The 19,047-nt window shown below is 59.5% G+C and carries 16 protein-coding genes; 6 read left to right on the forward strand and 10 right to left on the reverse strand.

From position 1 onward, the window contains the following. Positions 1-139: 139 nt before the first annotated feature. Both BJP61_RS16840 and BJP61_RS16845 read left to right on the forward strand, forming a co-directional pair. Positions 140-1,228: an AI-2E family transporter gene (locus BJP61_RS16840; RefSeq protein WP_038864450.1), complete on the forward strand. Its 1,089-nt coding sequence runs from the start codon at positions 140-142 to the stop codon at positions 1,226-1,228. A gap of 177 nt (positions 1,229-1,405) precedes the next feature. Next, positions 1,406-3,838 (forward strand): glucose/quinate/shikimate family membrane-bound PQQ-dependent dehydrogenase, encoded by a 2,433-nt coding sequence (locus BJP61_RS16845; RefSeq protein ID WP_171998760.1) that lies wholly within the window; start codon positions 1,406-1,408, stop codon positions 3,836-3,838. A 53-nt stretch (positions 3,839-3,891) separates the two neighbouring features. On the opposite strand, the gene BJP61_RS16850 is transcribed toward BJP61_RS16845, so the two are convergent. Further along, positions 3,892-4,827, reverse strand: coding sequence for a LysR family transcriptional regulator (locus BJP61_RS16850; protein ID WP_038864455.1), 936 nt, complete (start codon positions 4,825-4,827; stop codon positions 3,892-3,894). Positions 4,828-4,926: 99 nt separating this feature from the next. On the opposite strand from BJP61_RS16850, the gene BJP61_RS16855 reads away from it, so the two are divergent. Both BJP61_RS16855 and BJP61_RS16860 read left to right on the forward strand, forming a co-directional pair. Continuing rightward, the gene (locus tag BJP61_RS16855; protein ID WP_038864457.1) at positions 4,927-5,361 is read left to right on the forward strand and encodes a DMT family transporter; all 435 of its coding nucleotides are present in this window, start codon (positions 4,927-4,929) and stop codon (positions 5,359-5,361) included. A gap of 9 nt (positions 5,362-5,370) precedes the next feature. Continuing rightward, positions 5,371-5,838, forward strand: coding sequence for a DMT family transporter (locus tag BJP61_RS16860; protein ID WP_161580952.1), 468 nt, complete (start codon positions 5,371-5,373; stop codon positions 5,836-5,838). Here BJP61_RS16860 and BJP61_RS16865 read toward each other — a convergent pair. Next, positions 5,816-6,688: a LysR family transcriptional regulator gene (locus tag BJP61_RS16865; protein ID WP_161579274.1), complete on the reverse strand. Its 873-nt coding sequence runs from the start codon at positions 6,686-6,688 to the stop codon at positions 5,816-5,818. The genes BJP61_RS16860 and BJP61_RS16865 overlap by 23 nt on opposite strands. Positions 6,689-6,787: 99 nt before the next feature. Between BJP61_RS16865 and BJP61_RS16870 the strand changes: the two genes are divergently transcribed. Both BJP61_RS16870 and BJP61_RS16875 read left to right on the forward strand, forming a co-directional pair. Continuing rightward, positions 6,788-7,294, forward strand: coding sequence for a phenolic acid decarboxylase (locus BJP61_RS16870; protein WP_075192869.1), 507 nt, complete (start codon positions 6,788-6,790; stop codon positions 7,292-7,294). Between the two features lie 174 nt (positions 7,295-7,468). Continuing rightward, positions 7,469-9,295: a glycoside hydrolase family 15 protein gene (locus BJP61_RS16875; protein WP_171998762.1), complete on the forward strand. Its 1,827-nt coding sequence runs from the start codon at positions 7,469-7,471 to the stop codon at positions 9,293-9,295. Positions 9,296-9,349: 54 nt separating this feature from the next. On the opposite strand, the gene BJP61_RS16880 is transcribed toward BJP61_RS16875, so the two are convergent. The 8 genes from BJP61_RS16880 to BJP61_RS16915 all read right to left on the reverse strand — a co-directional run bounded on the left by BJP61_RS16880 (position 9,350) and on the right by BJP61_RS16915 (position 19,039). Further along, positions 9,350-10,153, reverse strand: coding sequence for a MetQ/NlpA family ABC transporter substrate-binding protein (locus tag BJP61_RS16880; protein ID WP_038864476.1), 804 nt, complete (start codon positions 10,151-10,153; stop codon positions 9,350-9,352). 21 nt (positions 10,154-10,174) lie between these two features. After that, positions 10,175-10,843, reverse strand: coding sequence for a methionine ABC transporter permease (locus BJP61_RS16885; RefSeq protein WP_007720530.1), 669 nt, complete (start codon positions 10,841-10,843; stop codon positions 10,175-10,177). Next, complete coding sequence (locus BJP61_RS16890) at positions 10,836-11,858, reverse strand: ATP-binding cassette domain-containing protein (protein ID WP_038864478.1); 1,023 nt, start codon at positions 11,856-11,858, stop codon at positions 10,836-10,838. Before BJP61_RS16890 ends, BJP61_RS16885 begins: the two co-directional genes overlap by 8 nt. A 276-nt stretch (positions 11,859-12,134) precedes the next feature. Continuing rightward, complete coding sequence (locus tag BJP61_RS16895; protein WP_171998765.1) at positions 12,135-14,114, reverse strand: PhoX family phosphatase; 1,980 nt, start codon at positions 14,112-14,114, stop codon at positions 12,135-12,137. A gap of 140 nt (positions 14,115-14,254) precedes the next feature. Continuing rightward, positions 14,255-15,760, reverse strand: coding sequence for a sugar porter family MFS transporter (locus tag BJP61_RS16900; protein ID WP_038864482.1), 1,506 nt, complete (start codon positions 15,758-15,760; stop codon positions 14,255-14,257). A 411-nt stretch (positions 15,761-16,171) separates the two neighbouring features. Further along, positions 16,172-17,071 carry a myo-inosose-2 dehydratase gene (gene iolE / locus BJP61_RS16905; protein WP_171998768.1) on the reverse strand — a complete coding sequence of 300 codons (900 nt, stop codon included), beginning with the start codon at positions 17,069-17,071 and terminating at the stop codon, positions 16,172-16,174. A 32-nt stretch (positions 17,072-17,103) separates the two neighbouring features. After that, positions 17,104-17,988 carry a sugar phosphate isomerase/epimerase gene (locus BJP61_RS16910; protein ID WP_038864487.1) on the reverse strand — a complete coding sequence of 295 codons (885 nt, stop codon included), beginning with the start codon at positions 17,986-17,988 and terminating at the stop codon, positions 17,104-17,106. A 37-nt stretch (positions 17,989-18,025) separates the two neighbouring features. After that, complete coding sequence (locus BJP61_RS16915; protein WP_171998770.1) at positions 18,026-19,039, reverse strand: Gfo/Idh/MocA family oxidoreductase; 1,014 nt, start codon at positions 19,037-19,039, stop codon at positions 18,026-18,028. Positions 19,040-19,047 lie beyond the last annotated feature (8 nt).

Below are 19,047 nucleotides of genomic sequence, written 5' to 3' on the forward strand. Positions count from 1 at the left end.
CCTGTCGGACAGGCCCCCGATTCGCCGCCTTCGGCAAAACGCCCCGAGTTCAGCTACGTTTGTAAGACCCTTCTGGAATGAAGCGGGTGCCGCGCCGTTGTGGTATCCGGCTGCTATTGACTGACGATAAGGATGCATCATGAACTCGAAAGAGATGTCCAGGGCGTTTTTTATTTTGATCCTGTTTATCGTTTCGATCCTGTTTTTCAACCTGATCAAACCCTATCTTTCCGCCGTGCTGTGGGCCGTGATCCTCGCTGTGATCTTCTATCCAATAAAGCGCAGGCTCTGTCATGCGATGGGCGGGCGCGCCAGTATCGCTTCGCTCTTAACCGTCGTGCTGATTTGCCTGCTGGTGTTCGCGCCGCTGGCGGTGATCACCTCGTCGCTGGTTAAAGAGTTCAACACGGTTTACAGCGATTTGCAGGCCAATAACACCACGCTTTCCGTGCTGCTGGCGGATGTGGTGCGCATACTGCCGGACTGGGCGCAGCAGATGCTCGCCGAAAACCAGCTCGACAGCGCGACCGCCATTCAGGAGAAAATTTCCGGCGCGGCGCTTAAGGGCAGCCAGTACGTGGCGGGCAGCATTTTTCTTATCAGCCGCAACACGTTCAGCGTGGTGGTTGGGTTCGGCATCATGCTCTATCTGCTGTTTTTCCTGCTGAAGGATGGCCCGCGGCTGGTGTCGATGGTGCTGAATGCGCTGCCGCTCTCGGATAAAGTCAAACAGCGGCTCTTTCGCCGCTTCGCCGCCGTCGCGCGCGCCACGGTAAAAGGCACGGTGGTGGTGGCGGTGGTTCAGGGCGTGCTTGGCGGCGTGGCGTTTTATTTCGCGGGCATTGGCGCGAGCATTCTGTGGGGCGCGCTGATGGCGTTCCTGTCGCTGGTGCCCGCCGTCGGCACGGCGCTTATCTGGGTGCCGGCGGTTATCTATCTCTTCACCACCGGAGCCATCGTGAAAGCGGTGCTGCTGACCGCGTTTTTCATCGTTGTGGTGGGCCTTGCGGATAACCTGCTGCGTCCGCTGCTGGTGGGGAAAGATATCCGTATGCCCGACTGGCTTATCCTGCTCGCGACGCTGGGCGGGCTGGAAGTGTACGGCATTAACGGCTTCGTGGTCGGGCCGCTTATCGCAGCGCTCTTTGTCACCTGCTGGAACACCTTCTCCGCCGGCCCCGGTCGCACCTCTTTGCCGCTGGAGAAAAAAGAAGACGACCCTTCCTGAACAATTTGAAAAAAGTGCGGTTAACGCCTCGCCAGGGGCGTTAAAAACCCCATTCAAAGCTGTCTGATGTTACACTCGAAAGGCAATTTTGTGCGAATTTTACGCTTCATAATCTTTTTATGAAGCGTTTTTGTACCCGCTTCGCGCGGGGAACGTTCTTTTCGGGAGAGTTATTTTATGTCGGAAACTAAGACCGGCGGCTCAAAGGGGCTTGCCATCTGGTCTGTATTACTGGGGCTGGTGCTGCTCGCTATTGGCCTCTTCTTTGTTATCGGGGGCGGCAAGCTGGTCTCGCTTGGCGGCAGCGTCTATTTTCTTATCGCAGGCGTTGTCACGCTGCTTTCTTCGATTCAGTTCCTGCGCCGCAAATCCTCGGCGGTGGTGCTGTTTCTTTTGGTGTTTGTCGGCACGCTTCTCTGGGCGTTGTATGACACCGGGCTGGAATTCTGGGGCCTGGTCTCTCGCCTGATGGTGCCTGCGGGCATGATGCTGCTGGCATTTCTCACCTGGCCTGCCCTGCGTCGTCGCGAAGGCAAAGCGCCGCTCGCGAAACTCTCTTATGCGCTGAGCGCGGTGATTGCCGTCGGTATGGTCGCGACGCTGGTACAGATGTTCCAGCCACACCCGACGGTCGCCTTCAAAGGCGAGCCGCTGCCGCTGGTTCCGGTCGCTAAAGAGAACGCGCAAAAAGCGTGGGCGAACTACGGCAACACGCCGGGCGGCAGCCGTTTTGTCGCGCTCGATCAGATTAACCGCGATAACGTTAAAGATCTGAAAGTCGCCTGGACCTTCCACACCGGCGATATTCCTGACAGCCCGACCGGCAACGGCGCGGAAGATCAGCAAACGCCCCTGCAAATCGGCAATACGCTCTATCTCTGCACGCCGCATAACAACGTGATCGCGGTTGAAGCCGATACCGGCAAGCAGATCTGGAAGCGTGAAATCAACGCTAAAGCGGAAGTATGGAACCGCTGCCGCGGCCTCGCGTATTTTGACGCCACCCAACCGATCGCTCAGCCGACCGTGCCGGGCGCCACGCCGGTGCCCGCGCCTTCGCTACCGGCGGGCGCCGCCTGCCAGCGCCGTATTCTGATGAACACCATCGACGCGCGCCTGATTGCGCTGAACGCCGATAACGGCGAATTCTGCGAAGGCTTCGGCAGCCACGGCGTCGTGGATCTTAAAGCGGGTCTCGGCGACGCGCAGGACCCGAAATACCAGCTAACCTCCGCGCCGACCGTTGCCGGCACGACGGTGGTGGTGGGCGGCCGCGTGGCGGATAACGTCCAGACCGATATGCCGGGCGGCGTACTGCGCGGCTTTGATGTGATAACCGGCGAAATGCGCTGGGCCTTTGACCCGGGTAACGAGGATCCGAACGCCCGCCTGCAACCGGGCCAGCACTACGCGCGTAGCACCCCGAACTCGTGGGCGCCGATGTCTTATGACCCGGCAATGAACACCGTGTTCATTCCGATGGGCAGCTCCTCGGTGGATCTGTGGGGCGCGAACCGCACGCCGCTCGATCATAAATATGGCGCGTCGATTCTGGCGCTGGACGCCACCACCGGCAAAGAGAAATGGGTGTATCAGACCGTCCATAACGATCTGTGGGACTTTGATATCCCGATGCAACCGAGCCTGGTGGACTTTCCGCAAAAAGACGGTAAAACCACGCCCGCCGTGGTGTTCGGCACTAAAGCGGGCCAGATTTTCGTGCTGGATCGCCTGACCGGCAAGCCGCTGACGGAAGTCAAAGAGCTGCCGATGAAGCCTGGCACCATTCCCAACGAGCAGTACTCTAAAACGCAGCCGCACTCGGTCGGTATGCCGCAGATTGGCGCGCAGACCCTGACCGAATCGGACATGTGGGGCGCGACGCCGTTTGACCAACTCGCCTGCCGCATCGCGTTTAAAGGCATGCGCTATGACGGCCTGTTTACTGTTCCCGGCACCGATAAATCCCTGAGTTTCCCCGGCTCGCTCGGCGGTATGAACTGGGGCAGCCTGTCGACCGACCCGAATAATCACTACATCTTCGTCAACGACATGCGTCTTGGTCTGTGGGTGCAGATGATCCCGGCGGACACCAGCGCCATCGACCGTGGCAGCAACGGCGGCGAGGCGATTAACACCGGCATGGGCGCGGTGCCGCTGAAAGGCACGCCGTATGCGGTGAATAAAAACCGCTTTATGTCGCCGCTCGGCATTCCGTGCCAGGAGCCGCCGTTCGGCACGCTTTCCGCCATCGACCTGAAAACCCGGAAAATCGTCTGGCAGGTGCCGGTCGGCACCGTACAGGATACCGGCCCGTTCGGTATCAAGATGCGCGCGCCGATGCCGGTCGGTATGCCGACGCTTGGCGGTACGCTGGCGACGCAGGGCGGTCTGGTGTTTATCGCGGGCACGCAGGACTACTACCTGCGCGCCTTTGATTCGTCGACCGGTAAAGAGGTGTGGAAAGCGCGCCTGCCGGTGGGCAGCCAGGGCGGCCCGATGAGCTATGTGTCGCCGAAAACCGGCAAGCAGTATGTGCTTATCTCCGCCGGCGGCGCCCGCCAGTCTCCTGACCGTGGCGATTACGTGATAGCCTACGCGCTGCCGTAACGCCGCACAGCCAGACCGCCAAAAGGGCCGCCTCGCGCGGCCTTTTTGGCGTGTTAATCGCGCTGCCAGTAAACCGGCGTGCCGAACGCCTCGATAAAATAGTCAATCGCCGCGCGCACGTTCAGCGGCGGGTGACGCGCGTTCGGGTAGATTGCCGCGATATGCTGCGCCTCGGTATTGATAGCCGCCTCATACTCCGGCAACACCTTCACCAGCCTGCCCTGCTTCAGCCACTCTCCTGTCATCCAGTCCGGAAACAGCACCAGCCCCATGCCGTCAAGCGCCGCGGTCAGCAGCGAGCTGGCGTTGTTGGAAGCGAGCCGCGCGTTCACCGGGTAATGCACCCACGGCTCGCCCGGCCTGCGCGCCAGCCAGCGGTTCGGCCCCGATGAGCCGCTGTAAACCAGACACTGATGCGTGCGGAAATCCTCCGGCGACGTGGGCGTGCCGTAGCGCGCCAGATAGCGCGGCGCGGCGGCGAAGTAATAGCGTTGCTCGCAAAACACGCGGGCGTGAAAGCTGGAATCGGTGAGCGTACCGATGCGCACGATAAGATCGGTGGCGTCGCGGTGCGGGTCGACATAGTCGTCAGTCTGGGTCAGCGCCAGCTGCAGGCGCGGATAGCGCTCCGCAAGGCCGGTCAGCCACGGCGCGATATGCCGCTGGCCGAAGAACACCGGCGCGTTGATGCGAAGCAGCCCGGAGGGTTCCAGCGCCCGGTCCTGTAATTCGCGGCGCGCCTCGCTGAACTGTTCGGCCATGCCGCGCGCGTACTGCGCAAACAGCCGCCCGGCTTCGGTTGGGATGACGGCACGGGTATTGCGGTAGAAAAGCTGCTGCCCGAGCGCCTCTTCAAGCTGGCGGATAACCCGGGAGACCATTGATGCCGAAACGCCCTCACGGCGCGCGACGGCCGAGAAGCTCTGCCCGTCAAAAACGCTGATAAAAAGCTGTAGCGCCCGAATGTTGACTGAACTGGGGTCCATCATCTGTGCCAATCCTGCAAAGGTGTTTCGTGCATCGTAGCGTTTTTCAACACAGCGCGCTGCACTACACTGCGCGACCTTCGCGTTTTATTAAGGATAACCATGCAGCTTTTATTAATAGCGCTCGTCATTGCGGGCGGGATGGGGCTTTCCGTTGAGGCGGGCCTGCTGGGGCCGCTCGGCGGCGAGGTCGGGGATTTCTGGGCGGCGTTCAGCATTTTTGGCGTCGGCGCGGCGCTCACCTTTCTGCTGATGCTGTTCTATAGCCCGCGCAACAGCCCGTCGTTTTTCGCCCAGCCCGGCTGGCAACTGACCGGCGGCCTGCTCGGCGCGGGGTATGTGGTGATCCTGACCGTCGCCACGCCGGTTATCGGCATTGCCATGACCATGATAGGCATTCTGGCAGGACAGGTTTTCAAAAGCCTGATTATCGACCACTTCGGACTGTTCGGCGCGAAGCGCCGCCCGATGGACAAACTGCGCCTGCTGGCGCTGCTGTTTATTCTCGCCGCGCTGGCGCTGGTCGCGCGGGGCTAAGGTGCACTGATGACAACGTTAATGATTATTCTTGCCGTGATCGGCGGCGCGCTGCTGAGCATTCAGGCGGCGATTAATGGCCAGCTTGGCGCGAAAGTGGGCGTGTTTCGTTGCGCCTTTCTGACGTTCTCAGTGGGCGCGCTGGTCTGCGCGCTGCTGATTTTCTTCTTCGAGCCGCCGCACGCGATCTCCCTGCTGGACGTGCCGAAGTGGCAGCTTACCGGCGCGCTGTGCGGCGTGCCGTATATTGTGGTCATGGTGCTTGCGGTACAGCGCATCGGCACAGCGGTCGCGACGGTGGCGGTCATATTCGGTCAGCTCGCCATGAGCATGCTTATCGATAATTTCGGCTGGCTCGGCAACGCGGCGATCCCGTTCTCACTAAGCCGTCTCGGCGCGGTAGCGTGCCTCGCCGTGGCGCTGGCGCTGATTTACCTTGGCAACCGGCGCGCCGCTACGCCTCGCGCAGCCGACTAAACAGGGCAATCAGCGTACTGACGGCGGCGTCCGGCACCAGCAGATCTTTTTTCACAATCAGATGCAGCGGCGTGGCGCGCCGCGCGCCGTGGGCGAGCGGGAGCGGGCGCAACAGCCCCTGCGCCAGCGGCCCTGCGATGCGCGCCTCCGGCAGCCAGCCGTAGCCCACCTGATGCATTACCGCCTCGATGGCGGCATCTACCGTTGAAAACACCCACTGCTCCGGCGCGCCGCCGGGGCTTTGCGTCTCACCGCCTGCAAGCTTAATGCGGGCGTACCGTCCAAGGGCCTCTTCGCCAATCGGCCCTGGCATCTGCGCCAGCGGGTGATCGCGGTGAGCCACCGCCACAAAATTTACGTTCATCAGCCACTCGCCGCGTCCCAGACTGTCTTCGCGACGCGAGAGCACCAGCAGATCGGCGCTGGAGTGCGCGGCGATGGCGTCGCTCTGGCTCTCCAGCACCTCGGTCAGTTGCACCTGTGTCGAAGGGTGCTGGCGCTGAAATTCGCGCAGGACAGCGAACAGCGTCTCGCGCGGAAAGATGTTGTCCACCACCAGATCAATCCGGGTACGCACGCCGTTGCGAAGCGTGGCGGCATGCGCCTCGACCCAGGTAAAAGCGCTCAGTAACGGGCGCACTTGCGCCAGCAGCAGCTCGCCCGCAGGCGTCAGCACCGCGCGGCGGCCCTGAGTTTCCAGAAGCGCCACGCCGAGCCGCTCCTGCAACAGCCCCAGGTTGTAACTCACCGAGGACTGGCTGCGGTGCGTGCTTTGCGCTGCGCGCGCAAAACTGCCCTCTTCCACCACTTTGTCCAGCAAAGCCCATTGTTCCAGCGTTGTTTTATGCATAACTCATCGAAATTTTGAATCAATTTTATGCAAAATTAGCGTTTTTCATTAAAAAAATAAAGGTCTATGCTTAATTCAACGAAACAAAGGAGGCCAACAATGAGCAACTTCGACAAACACGATTTAAGCGGTTTTGTGGGTAAACATCTGGTCTATACCTATGACAACGGCTGGAACTACGAGATCTACGTAAAAAACGAAACCACCATCGATTACCGTATCCACAGCGGTATCGTGGGCAACCGCTGGGTGAAAGATCAGCGCGTGTATATCGTTCGCGTCGGCGAAAGCATCTATAAAATCTCCTGGACCGAACCGACCGGTACTGACGTCAGCCTGATCGCTAACCTCGGCGACCTGCTGTTCCACGGCACCATTTTCTTCCCGCGTTGGGTGATGAACGATCCGCAGAAAACCGTCTGCTTCCAGAATGAACATATCGAACAGATGGAAGCCTACCGTGAAGCAGGCCCGGCTTACCCGACCGAAGTGATCGATGAGTTCGCCACCATCACCTTCGTGCGTGACTGCGGCCCTGACGATGACACCGTGATAGCCTGCGCCGCAAGCGAGCTGCCGGCTAACTTCCCGGATAACCTGCGCTAATTCTCTCCTCGCGCAGCCACGGCTCGCCTGTCGGCGGGCCGTTTTTTTATCTCTCCCCCGCCCCTCGGTCAAACTGTGACCGCGCTCTCATGGTCTACGCTTAAGGCATTACCGTTTCGCCGCAGCCTTGCGGCGGTTGCGCCAGCATGGACCAGAGAAAGGATTATCCCGCCTGTGAAAAATAAGACTTACCGCTCTCCCGCGCGTCAGCAAGGCTATGCGGGCCTCGGCGATTATGCCGCCATCGGCGAAGGCCGCTCGGTGGCGCTTATCGCCCCGGACGGCGCTATCGACTGGTGGTGCGTGCCGAATCTCGATTCGCCGCCGCTGTTTGACCGTATTCTCGATGCGCCCGAAGGCGGCTTTTTCGCGCTGACGCCAGAAGAAGAGTGGGAGATGTCGCGCAGCTACCGTGAGAACAGCAACGTACTGGAAACGCGCTATAAAACCGCCTCCGGCGAGGTGCTGATTACAGAATCCATTAACAGCACCTTCGCCGGACGCCTGCCCTGGAGCGAGATGGCGCGCCGCGTTGAAGGCATCAAAGGCCACGTGCGCCTGACGGTGCGTTTTAAACCCGGCACGCGCGCTCACACCTGTTCGCCGTGGCTGGATCACGTGCAGGAGAAAACCCTTTTTCACCTCGATGATTTGATGGTGGCCCTGCGCCTTTCCGATGACGTGGAGACCGAACGCTGTGACGACATGGGAATGACAGGCACCCTGACGACCTCGCCCGGCTCGCGATCGCTGGTGGCGCTGGTCGCCACCGAAAAAGAGCCGCTGGCGATACCGCCGCTTGAGAAAATCGACCAGCGTATCGACACCAGCGATCGCGCCTGGCGCGACTGGGCAGAGAATCTTCACTGGAACGGCCCGTTTGAACATCACGTCAAGCGCTCGGCGCTGGCGCTGAAATTCCTCTGGTATGCGCCGACCGGCGCGCTGGCGGCGTCCGCCACCACCTCATTGCCGGAAGGGCTCGGCAAAGAGAAAAACTACGACTACCGCTACGCGTGGGTGCGCGACGCCTGCCTGATTATTAAATCGTTTGTCTACCTGGGGTCGATTGAGGATTGTAAGGCGGCGTTTTCCTGGCTCACCTCGACCATTATTCGCCACGACGGCGAACTGCGCGCCTGCTATACGCTCGAAGGCGGCTGGGTGCCTGAGGAACGCTACCCGCAGATGGAAGGCTACCAGGGTACGCAGCCGGTGCGGCTCGGCAATAACGCCCGCGATCAGTTCCAGCCCAGCATGTATGGCGACCTGTTAGCGACCGCGCGTCTGTTTGTCGAGATGGGCCATGTGCTTGATCTCGCCACTTCACGCCTGCTCGGGCATCTGGCGAACCGCTGCGCCGATCGCTGGCGGCTGCCCGATTCCGGCATCTGGGAGTTGCCCGAGGAGCGTCATTACACGCACTCGAAAATGGCCTGCTGGCTGGCGCTCGATCAGGCCGTGGCGCTGGCGGAAATCGGCCATATCGAACCGACCTGGAAAGGCCGCTGGGCGCGCGAACGCGACCGTATCAGCGAGTGGATCGAAACGCACTGCTGGAGCGAAAGCCGCCAGGCGTACACCTTCTACGCGGGGAGCGAAACGCTCGACGCCGCTATCAGCCTCACCCACTATTACGGCAGTCAGGTTAACCGCAAGCGAATGCTCTCAACGCTTGAAGCGATTTATCAGGAACTGGGCCACAACAGCCCGATGCTCTACCGCTATTCGGGCGTCGAGGTGGAAGAGAGCACCTTTGTGGCCTGCGCCTTCTGGCGCGTCGAGGCCCTGGCGGAGCTGAAAAAGCGCGATGAGGCGCAGCACGATATGAAAGAGATTCTCGACACGTTGTGCCAGAGCGGCAACGTGCAAATCTTTAATGAGATGTATGACACCCGCACGGGCGGCTGGCGCGGCAATATGCCGCTCGGCTTAAGCCATCTGTCGCTTATCTGCGCGGCCAACGCGCTTTCCAGGGAGAATCCGGGGCACAGGATTTAACCCGCCGCAGGGCAAAAAAAGGGGAGCCGCAGCTCCCCTTTTACCAATGGCAAATCAGTTATTTACCGGGATCACCGCGCCTTTATATTTGGTGCGGATCCAGTCCTGAATCTGTTTAGAGTGCAGCACGTTCACCAGCGCCACGATATCTTTTTTCTTCTCGTCGCCCTTATGCACGGTAATGATGTTGGCGTACGGGTTATTTTCGCCGCTCTCCACCGCGATCGGATCTTTCACCGGGTCGAGGCCCGCGTCGATGGCGTAGTTGGCGTTGATCACCACCGCGTCGCCTTCGTCGTTGTTATACATTTGCGGCAGCAGAGAGCCTTCCACGTTCGGCATGAACTTCAGTTTTTTCGGGTTTTCCACGATATCGCTGATGCGCGCATCGACTTTATTCACGCCCGGTTTCAGCTTGATAACGCCTTCGCGCTCGAAGATAGAGAGAATACGGCCCTCTTCCGCCACGGCGTCACGCATAATGACTTTGCCGCCTTCCGGCAGATCTTTGAGCGATTTGTACTTTTTAGAATAGATGCCGATTGGCTCGATATGGATAGCACCGGCGCTGACGAAATCATAGGTTTTATCGTCGGCGTGATCTTTCAGCACGCTGTTCAGATACGGGATGTGCTGGAAGTAGTTCGCGTCGATATCGCGGCTTGCCAGCGCCGTGTTCGGCAGGATGTAATCCTGGAACGGGCGGATTTCCAGATCGATACCCTGCTTCGCCAGGATCGGCTTCGCCTGCTCAAGAATTTCCGCGTGCGGCACGTTGGACGCGCCCACGGTCAGGGTGTCGGCCCAGGCGGAAACGCTCAGGGTGGCGGCGGCAATCAGCGTCAGTACTCTTTTCATGATGTGTGTTCTCTGTTGTTGTTAGCGTTTATCTAAATAAGAGGTTAAGGCGTCACCGATGAACTGAATGATGAAGACAATCACCAGTATAGCGACCGTCGCCACCAGCGTGACGTCGTTGTGGTTACGCTGGAATCCTTCCAGATAAGCAAGGTTCCCTAACCCGCCCGCGCCAATCACCCCGGCCATCGCGCTGTAGCTGACCAGCGCAATAAGGGTGACGGTGATACCCGACACCAGCGCGGGGGATGACTCCGGCAGCAGAACCCGGAAAATCAGCGTGCTCATGCGTGCGCCCATTGAACGGGTGGCTTCAATCACGCCTTTATCGACTTCGCGCAGGCCAATCTCCACCAGACGCGCATAGAACGGCGCGGCCCCAACAATCAGCGCGGGCAGCGCGGCGTTAGCCCCGAGAATGGTGCCAATAATCGTTTTGGTAAACGGGATCAGCAGCACAATCAAAATGATAAACGGGATGGAACGGAACACGTTCACCACGATGGAGATAACGCCGTAGACCAGACGGTTTTCAAACAGCCCGCCGCGCGCCGTCAAAAACAGCGCCAGGCCGAGCACGATGCCGAGCACAAAGGTGGCGACGCCGGAGAGCGCGGTCATGTAGAGCGTCTCCTGGGTGGCGGCCAGCAGCTGGTCGAGCTTCAGATGAGGGAAAAGTGACTCAAGCATGTTTGATAACCTCGCAGTGGATCTCATGCAGGCGTAAATCGGCGAGGATATTCTCAAGCTGTTCCGGCGTCGCCACCACGTGCAGCCAGAGCTGGCCAAACACGCCGTGGGCGGTCTGGGTCATTTTGCCGTGCAGAATATTAAAAGGCAGGCCGTAGCGCAGCGTCAGTTCGCCCACCACTGGCTTGTGGGTGCTGTGCCCGACGAAAGTCAGTTTGATAACGGCGCCGTTAAGCTCGCCCGCAAGCGCGGGGTCGAACGCCTCATCGCCCTCTTCCTGGCTAATCTGGCGCACAAACTGGCGGGTGATCGGCTGCTGCGGGTGCGTAAAGACCTGCAACACGTCGCCCTCTTCCACCACGCGCCCCTCTTCCATGACCGCCACGCGATCGCAGATTTTACGCACCACGTGCATCTCATGGGTGATAAGCACAATGGTGAGCCCGAAGCGGCGGTTAATGTCCTGGAGCAGATCGAGGATCTGATCGGTCGTTTGCGGGTCGAGCGCCGAGGTGGCTTCGTCGCACAGCAGCACGTCCGGGCGGTTCGCCAGCGCGCGGGCGATGCCGACACGCTGCTTTTGCCCGCCGGAAAGGCGCGACGGATACGCATTTTCGCGCCCCTTCAGGCCGACAAGGTCGATAAGCTCCGCCACGCGGGTTTTAATTTCCGCTTTCGGCACGCCGGCGATTTGCATCGAAAAGGCGATGTTTTCACTGACGGTGCGCGACCAGAGCAGGTTGAAATGCTGGAACACCATGCTGATTTTCAGGCGCGCCTGGCGCAGCGATTCGCCGCGCGCGGCCGAAATCTCTTTGCCGGCGATGGTCACCGTGCCGGACGTCGGTTTTTCGAGGCCGTTTAACAGGCGAATCAGGGTACTTTTCCCCGCGCCGCTGTAGCCAATGATGCCGTAGATTTGTCCGCGCTCGACGTCAAGGTTGACGTCATCCACGGCCGTAATGGTGTCCTTACCCTGATGAAACAGCTTTGAGATGTTCCTTAAAACTATCATAAGGTTTTACTTTCCTTCAGCGGCGCACTGCCGCAAAAAACAGGGTGCGCCGCGCGCAGACGTTCCGACTTTAGGTCTTATCCTGGAGGAATATACCGAAAGGCCTGAAGGTGAACATGAATAAAAGAGAATGTTATATAACAGATGATTCTAAACCGCACCAGCGTATGCAGATTGACCAGCCTCCACATGGCTCAAGCCCATGATTTAGCCTGCCACGGCCCATAAAAAAACGCAGGCTGACTGCGCCTGCGTTGTTTTCTGAATGGTTTACTGTCAGGTGCCGATCATGCCGCCGTCGGCCTTGACGATCACCACGGTCGAGGAGCGCGGGCGGCCCGCTTTGTCGCCGTCAGGCCAGGTAGAGACCGCCGTCGGGTTTTGCGGGTCGCTCAGCCCTTCGCCCGGCTCGCCCGGATGCTGAATATTGATAAACAGCGTGCGGTTATCCGGCGTGAACGCGATGCCGGTGATTTCACAGCCGCGCGGCCCGGTCAGGAAGCGGCGGAACTCGTTGGTGCCAGGGATCGTCGCCACCATCTGGTTATTGCCCATGCCTTCATAATCTTTGCGGTTGATGGTCGAGGACGACACGTCGGTCTGGATCCAGAGCACGCCGCGATGATCGAAGCTCAGGCCATCGGCGCTGCCGAATTCCGCGCCCTTCATGCTGCCTTTGGCTTCCGGTTTGTCGGTATCGGTGCGACCGCCCATCACCAGAATATCCCACGCGAACTGCTGCGCGGTCGGATCGCCGTTCTGCTCCAGCCAGTGCATGATGTGGCCGTAAACGTTTTTGGCGCGCGGGTTAGCCGCATCCACCGGCGCTTTGCCTTCCTTGCCGCGATCGCTGTTGTTGGTGAGCGTGCAGTAGACGCTGCCGCTATGATACGGATCAACGGCAATCCACTCCGGGCGGTCCATTTTGGTCGCGCCCACGGCATCTGCCGCAAGGCGGGTTTTCACCAGCAGATCGCCCTGGTTTTCAAAGCCTTTACTGGCGTCGAGCCCGTTCTGGCCGAACACCAGCGGCAGCCACTCGCCTTTGCCGTCGTCGTGGAATTTCGCCACGTACAGCGTGCCTTTTTCCAGCAGGCCCATATTGGCTTTGCGATCCTGCGGGTTGTATTTGCCTTCCGAGACGAATTTATAGATGTATTCGAATTTCTGGTCGTCGCCCATATAAACCACAACGCGGTTATCCGGCGCGATGGTGACGGCGGCGCCTTCATGCTTGATGCGGCCAAGCGCGGTGTGCTTGCGCGGCACCGACTGCGGATCGTAAGGGTCGATTTCCACCACCCAGCCGAAACGGTTCGGTTCGTTCGGCGTGGCGTCGACGCTGAAGCGTTTGTCGACTTCATTCCAGCGGTAGGAGTCGTCGCTGTCGCTGATGCCGTAGCGCTTCTCAAGCGGGTTCATTTCCGCTTTCTTGACGAAAATATCGGACCAGTTCTCTTCGCACGTCAGGTAAGTGCCCCATGGCGTAAAACCGTTGGCGCAGTTCTGCATGGTGCCGAGAATGGTTTCGCCTTTCGGGTCAGCGGCGGTCTGCATCAGTTTATTGTGCAGCGCCGGGCCAGTGATTTTCATCGGCGTGTTAGCCGTGATGCGGCGGGCGAAGGTGGACGGGCGCACCACTTCCCAGCCCTGCTGGCCTTTTTTCACTTCGATAACCGACACGCCCATCGCGTTCTGGCCTTTGAGCGCTTTATCAGGGCTCCAGTTGGCTTCGCCGTCTTTAAACAGCAGGCCGTTGTCGATGTATTCATGGTTCATAGCGAGCAGACCGTGATCGGCGCTGTGCCCGCCCTGCGGCAGGCTAAACCACGCCATGCCGTCGTGGTGCATCCCGGCCTGCGCCGCCTGCTCTTGCGTCGTGTTGCTGCCGTCGGTTTTGAAAACCGGCAGGTTGCCCGCAAGCCCGGTGGCGTCGCCCCACTTATAGAAGGGCTTCGCAATGTAGCCTTCCGGCACGATAACGGTATCTTCTGTGGAAACCGGCAGACTGGTGAAGCCCAGCGCAGTGGCTTTGCCGAGGTTGCCGCTGGCGTTTGCAACCGCTTTCGCCAGCGCGTTTTCCGGCTTCAGCAGAAACGGGAACGCTGCCGCAGCGCCTGCAACCGCGCCCGCCTGCAACAGGCGACGGCGCGACAAATAGACTTCTGCCACCTGCGAAAACGCGCAGTTGTCGCTGCGGTTGCTGATCTCTTCACTATGCTCACGTTTGAATAAGGTTTTTAACGGTCTGCCCATCGCGGTTTCCTTTCGGGATGTCGTTTTGAAGGGGAATAGTTTTTATGCACGTGAGGCTACGGAATATTTGTTACAGAAATATAACAATAAGCGGCCAAAAAAAGGGAAGCCCGGCGGCTTCCCTCTGCGTCGCGCGCCCGTTATGACCGCGCGTTATCCATCTGCGCCCGACACGCCCGGCGCTCGCGAGCGCGGCGCTGGCCCTCAGGGCTATTATCCAGCCAGTCATGCAGGTAGTGCTCAATCTGTTCCAGGCTGCGGTTGCGGGTTTCCGGCACGCATTTGATGACAAACGTCGCGCCCAGGATGCCGATCGCCGCGAAGATAAAGAACGTACCGGAGAGCCCGACCCAGGCGAGCAGGATCGGGAAGAAGAGCGAGATCAGGAAGTTGGCTATCCACATTGCGAACACCGCGCCGCCCATAAAGATGCCGCGCAGGCGGGTGGGGAAAATCTCCGAGAGCAGCAGCCAGGTCACCGGCGAGAGCGCGCCCTGCTGGAAGCACAGAAACATCAGCATTCCCGCCAGCACCATATAGCCGCGCAGCGCGTCCGGCTGGCCGTTAACGGTTTCCGGCAGCAGATAACTGACAGCGCCAATAAACACCAGACACGCGGTACAGCCGAACTGGCCAATCATGGTCATGGCGCGCCGCCCGATTTTACCGAGCATCCAGATGCCGACAAACGTCATCAGCACCGACACCACGCCGTTGGCGACGGTCGCCACCAGCGCGGCGTTATCGGACATCCCGACCGCCGTCAGTACCGTCGGCGCGTAATACATAATGGTGTTCACGCCGGTTAACTGCTGAATAACGGCGATGCCGATGCCTATCAGGAAGAGTTTAAACAGCCACGGCGTCAGCAATTCGCGCAGACGCGGCTTGCCCTGCGCGCGCTGGGCTTCGAGCGTCTCTTCAATCTCCATCATTTCCCAGTCGACATCCTCCGGGCGACGGGTACGGTCCAGCACGCGACGCGCTTCGGCAAGACGCCCTTTCATGGCGTACCAGCGCGGCGTATCGGGCATAAACATCATCCCGAACCACAGCAACACGGCGGGCAGCGTCGCGACGGCCAGCATCCAGCGCCAGGTCGACTCGCCGCCCCACAGCTCGTGGAAGGAGGCGTTAGAGATATAGGCCAGTAATTGCCCGGAGACGATCATCAACTCCTGGAGGGTTACCAGCTGGCCGCGCTTGTTGGCAGGCGCGATCTCCGCGATATAAACCGGCACCGTTGCCGCCGCGCCCCCCACGGCCACGCCGAGCACCAGGCGAAAGAAAATCATCCACGACACGTCCGGCGCCATCGCGGTACCCACCGCGCCAATAGCGAAAATGACCGCCAGATAAATGATGATTTTCTTTCGTCCCGCGGCGTTCGCCATATGGCCCGCCAGCAGCGCGCCAAAGGCGGCGCCAAAAAGCAGAGAGCTGGTGACAAGACCGGTGGTAAGCGGGGTGAGGTGCAGTTCGCTGCCCATAAACAGCAGCGCGCCGGAGATAACGCCAGTGTCGTAACCAAAGAGCAGACCGCCGAGCGTGGCGATTAGCGCAATCACTTTGACAAACGGCGACGTCGGCGCGTCGCTGTTAGGCCCTGATGCTCTGTTAAGGGTGAGATATTGTTCTTTAGTCATAAAAGACTCCAGTAACCTGCCGTTCAGGGAAAAACGAGGCGGCCAGTTGTCAGGGGCCGGGCTCGGTTGATGATATATTCACCACAATCAATTTAGATCGAATATTTCATTTATATAAACAATGAAATTTTAATTTTGAGTGGCAGGTCATGTTTTGTTATTACTTTGTGATAATGAGCACGCAGGCGGGGAAGCGATCGCTGTGGGGAAGACACCCAATACGAAAAAATAGTACGAACTATCAAACAGATAAAAGCATAAAACCGAGAAAAAACCAGTGGTGGCGTAACGCGGGGCGGGCCGACGCCGTCATGCGAACAGCGCCAGCCATAATGAAACGTTGTTTTCAAAAAAAGCCAGACTGAATGGACAGACCCGCCAGTTTGCCCCTGGCGGGCCAGCGCGCGAGGGTCAGATCCCGGCGGTCTCCAGGATATAGCGACGCGCTTTCACCGCATATTCAAACGGGTTCGCCACTGCCGGGTCCTGCTCGGCCTCCACCACCATCCAGCCGCGATAGCCATGCTCATCCAGCAGCCGGAATACCGGACGGAAATCGATAGCCCCGTCGCCCGGCACCGTGAAGGTGCCCTTCCTGACGCCCGCCAGGAACGACAGCCCGTCGCGTTTCACCTCGTCAATGACTGCCGGGCGCACATCTTTCAGGTGCACATGGTTAATGCGCGGCAGGTGTTTTTCCAGAATGGCGAGCATGGCCGCTTCGCTGCCTTCGGCGTACCAGGCGTGTCCGGTATCGAACAGCAGAAACACTGTGTCATCCACGCGCGACATAAACGTGTCTATCTCCTGCGCGGTCTGGATACCGGTGCCCATATGATGATGCAGACAGACCTGCATGCCCTTTTCGGCGGCGAGCCGGCCAAGCGTGTTGTAGCCCTCCGCCACGCGCGCCCACTCCTCCTCGCTGAAACACGGTTTGTCCGGCCCCATCACCGGCAGCGTGGTGCACTGAATGCTGCCGCTCTGCTCGGAGCAGCCAATCACTTTCGCGCCCATCGCATGCAGGAAATTCATGTGATTCACAAACTCGTCGAGGGTTTTCTCCCGCTCGCCCGCCGCAAAAAAGGTGCTGAACCAGGCGTTGCAGATCTCAATGCCGCGGATAGCCAGCATCGGCTTGAGAATGGCCGGGTCGCGCGGGTATTTGCTACCGACTTCGCTGCCGGTAAAGCCCGCCAGCGCCATTTCGCTGACCGTCTGCTGAAAGGTGTTTTCACTGCCCAGCTCCGGCATGTCGTCGTTTGTCCAGCCGATCGGGGCGATGGCCAGCTTCACATCTTGCTTATTCATAATGCGCCTCTCAGGTCGCAACCGGCTGGGGCTTAACGGCCCAGCAGTTCGCGCTCAATCAGTTCGCGGGTTTCCACCGCCTGGTATTTCATCTTCTCCGGGTAGCCAAAGAGCGACGCGGCGACAATCGGCTCGCCGCCCACTTTAAAGCTCTGGTGGGCGAACCCCATATCGCGCAGCGTGCTGAACAACGCCTGGAAATCGACTTCCCCCTCCCCTACGCCCACATGCTGATGCACCGCGGCGTCGACGCCCGGCGGGTTGACGATATAGCGACAGTGGCGGGTGTGGTTCATGGTATCGGCGATCAGCACATGCGACAGGTCATCCCCGGCGTAGCGCAGCATCTTTTCCACCTCTCCTTTGCCTTTGTCATAAAAGAAAGTGTGCGGCACGCTGTAGACATATTTCACGTTATCGCTGCGAAACGACTTCACGATATCGACAGTCTCGTTGTTCTCTTCGCAGAAATCCCACGGGTGAGCCTGGATCTCCACGCGCAACCCCTCGCGCTCGAAAATCGGCAACAGCTCCTCCATTGAGCGATAGAACATCTCCTCGCAGATCTCCGGCTGGTTTGGGTCGCCGGAAAGCTCGGTGTTGATCACCTGCACATCCATCTCGATGGCGATTTCGATTAGGCGCTTCCAGTTTTTCACCGCCGCCTGTCGCCGCAGCTCGTCCGGACCCGACCAGCGGTAGACGCAAATAAAGGAAGAAAGCGCAACGCCGGTGTCGCGCAGCGCCTTTTTATATTCGGCGATCACTTCCCGGCCCGCTTTCGGGTGCTTATAAAACGGGTTAATTTGCGGGTGCGGCGACTGCTCAATGTATTGATAGCCCCACTCCGCGACCTGCCGGACCATATTCGTGATCCCGAGGTCTTTAATGACGTCGACGTCAAAGGCGATTTTCATGGTTAACCCCTGTCAGATTCATTAGCAGGCTGCGGGTTTAGCGCAGATAAAACGCCGGGCGCTCCGGCAGGCTGATGGACTCCAGCGCGCCGCTCTCCTGCGCCTTCAGGCACGCATCCGCCGCAACCGACGCCGCGTAACCATCCCAGGCGGACGGGCCGCGCAGTTCGCCCGCTTTTACGTCATTGATAAACGCCTGCAACTCCACGTCATACGCTTTAATGAAACGGTCTTTCCAGTCGGTCAGGATCGTGGTGGCAAGCTTCGCCGCTTTACGCATCTGCACCGACGAAGGCTCCGGCAGCCGGGCAATGCCGGTTTCGCCGACCACTTCGCACTGGATGTCGTAGCCGTAGCGGCAGTTAACGAAAATCTCGACGTCGATAAGCGTCCCTTTGCGGGTTTCCAGCATCACGATTTGCGGATCTTTGAGCTGCGCGTGGGTGTGCGACGTGGCGCGAGGGAAACGCACCTGCACCGAGGCATAGTCGTCGTTCAGCAGCCAGCGCAATACGTCGAGCTCATGGATAAGCGTGCTGGTGATGGCCATATCGGTGGTGTAGTTCTCGCCCACTTCCGGGTTGCGATGCGCGCAGTGCAGCATCAGCGGCGCGCCGATGTCGCCGCTATCGATAACCCCTTTCAGCGCCTGGTAGCCTTCGTCGTAAGGACGCATAAAGCCCACCTGCACCAGACGGCGGCCCGCTTTCATCTCGGCGTCCACAATACGGCGACAGCCTTCGGCGGTCATAGCGAGCGGCTTTTCACAGAACACCGGTTTGCCCGCGTCAATAGCCGCGAGCGTAAAGGCCTCGTGCGTCGGGTCCCAGGAGGTGACAATCAGCGCGTCCACATCCTGCGCCTTAATCACATCCTGCCCGTCGGCATACACTTCCGCTTGCAGGCCGAGCGCGTTGACCGCGGCGCGCGCGTTATCCAGGTTGATGTCCGATACCGCGACGACGGTCGCGCCCTGCAGCACCTGCGTGCAGCGGCGGATATGTTCTTTACCAATGGCGCCTGCGCCAATTACGCCTAATCTGAGCGACATAAGGGTTA

It is taken from the genome of Cronobacter sp. JZ38 (assembly GCF_008932145.1).
Classification (GTDB): domain Bacteria; phylum Pseudomonadota; class Gammaproteobacteria; order Enterobacterales; family Enterobacteriaceae; genus Cronobacter; species Cronobacter muytjensii.

Bases quoted from the DNA above. Each gene is read 5' to 3' on its own strand.
- BJP61_RS16845 (WP_171998760.1), top strand. From the start codon at position 1,406: ATGTCGGAAACTAAGACCGGCGGCTCAAAGGGGCTTGCCATCTGGTCT.
- BJP61_RS16870 (WP_075192869.1), top strand. From the start codon at position 6,788: ATGAGCAACTTCGACAAACACGATTTAAGCGGTTTTGTGGGTAAACAT.
- BJP61_RS16855 (WP_038864457.1), top strand. From the start codon at position 4,927: ATGCAGCTTTTATTAATAGCGCTCGTCATTGCGGGCGGGATGGGGCTT.
- BJP61_RS16890 (WP_038864478.1), bottom strand. From the start codon at position 11,858: ATGATAGTTTTAAGGAACATCTCAAAGCTGTTTCATCAGGGTAAGGAC.
- iolE (WP_171998768.1), bottom strand. From the start codon at position 17,071: ATGAATAAGCAAGATGTGAAGCTGGCCATCGCCCCGATCGGCTGGACA.
- BJP61_RS16850 (WP_038864455.1), bottom strand. From the start codon at position 4,827: ATGATGGACCCCAGTTCAGTCAACATTCGGGCGCTACAGCTTTTTATC.
- BJP61_RS16860 (WP_161580952.1), top strand. From the start codon at position 5,371: ATGACAACGTTAATGATTATTCTTGCCGTGATCGGCGGCGCGCTGCTG.
- BJP61_RS16910 (WP_038864487.1), bottom strand. From the start codon at position 17,988: ATGAAAATCGCCTTTGACGTCGACGTCATTAAAGACCTCGGGATCACG.
- BJP61_RS16885 (WP_007720530.1), bottom strand. From the start codon at position 10,843: ATGCTTGAGTCACTTTTCCCTCATCTGAAGCTCGACCAGCTGCTGGCC.
- BJP61_RS16840 (WP_038864450.1), top strand. From the start codon at position 140: ATGAACTCGAAAGAGATGTCCAGGGCGTTTTTTATTTTGATCCTGTTT.
- BJP61_RS16915 (WP_171998770.1), bottom strand. From the start codon at position 19,039: ATGTCGCTCAGATTAGGCGTAATTGGCGCAGGCGCCATTGGTAAAGAA.
- BJP61_RS16895 (WP_171998765.1), bottom strand. From the start codon at position 14,114: ATGGGCAGACCGTTAAAAACCTTATTCAAACGTGAGCATAGTGAAGAG.
- BJP61_RS16900 (WP_038864482.1), bottom strand. From the start codon at position 15,760: ATGACTAAAGAACAATATCTCACCCTTAACAGAGCATCAGGGCCTAAC.
- BJP61_RS16865 (WP_161579274.1), bottom strand. From the start codon at position 6,688: ATGCATAAAACAACGCTGGAACAATGGGCTTTGCTGGACAAAGTGGTG.
- BJP61_RS16880 (WP_038864476.1), bottom strand. From the start codon at position 10,153: ATGAAAAGAGTACTGACGCTGATTGCCGCCGCCACCCTGAGCGTTTCC.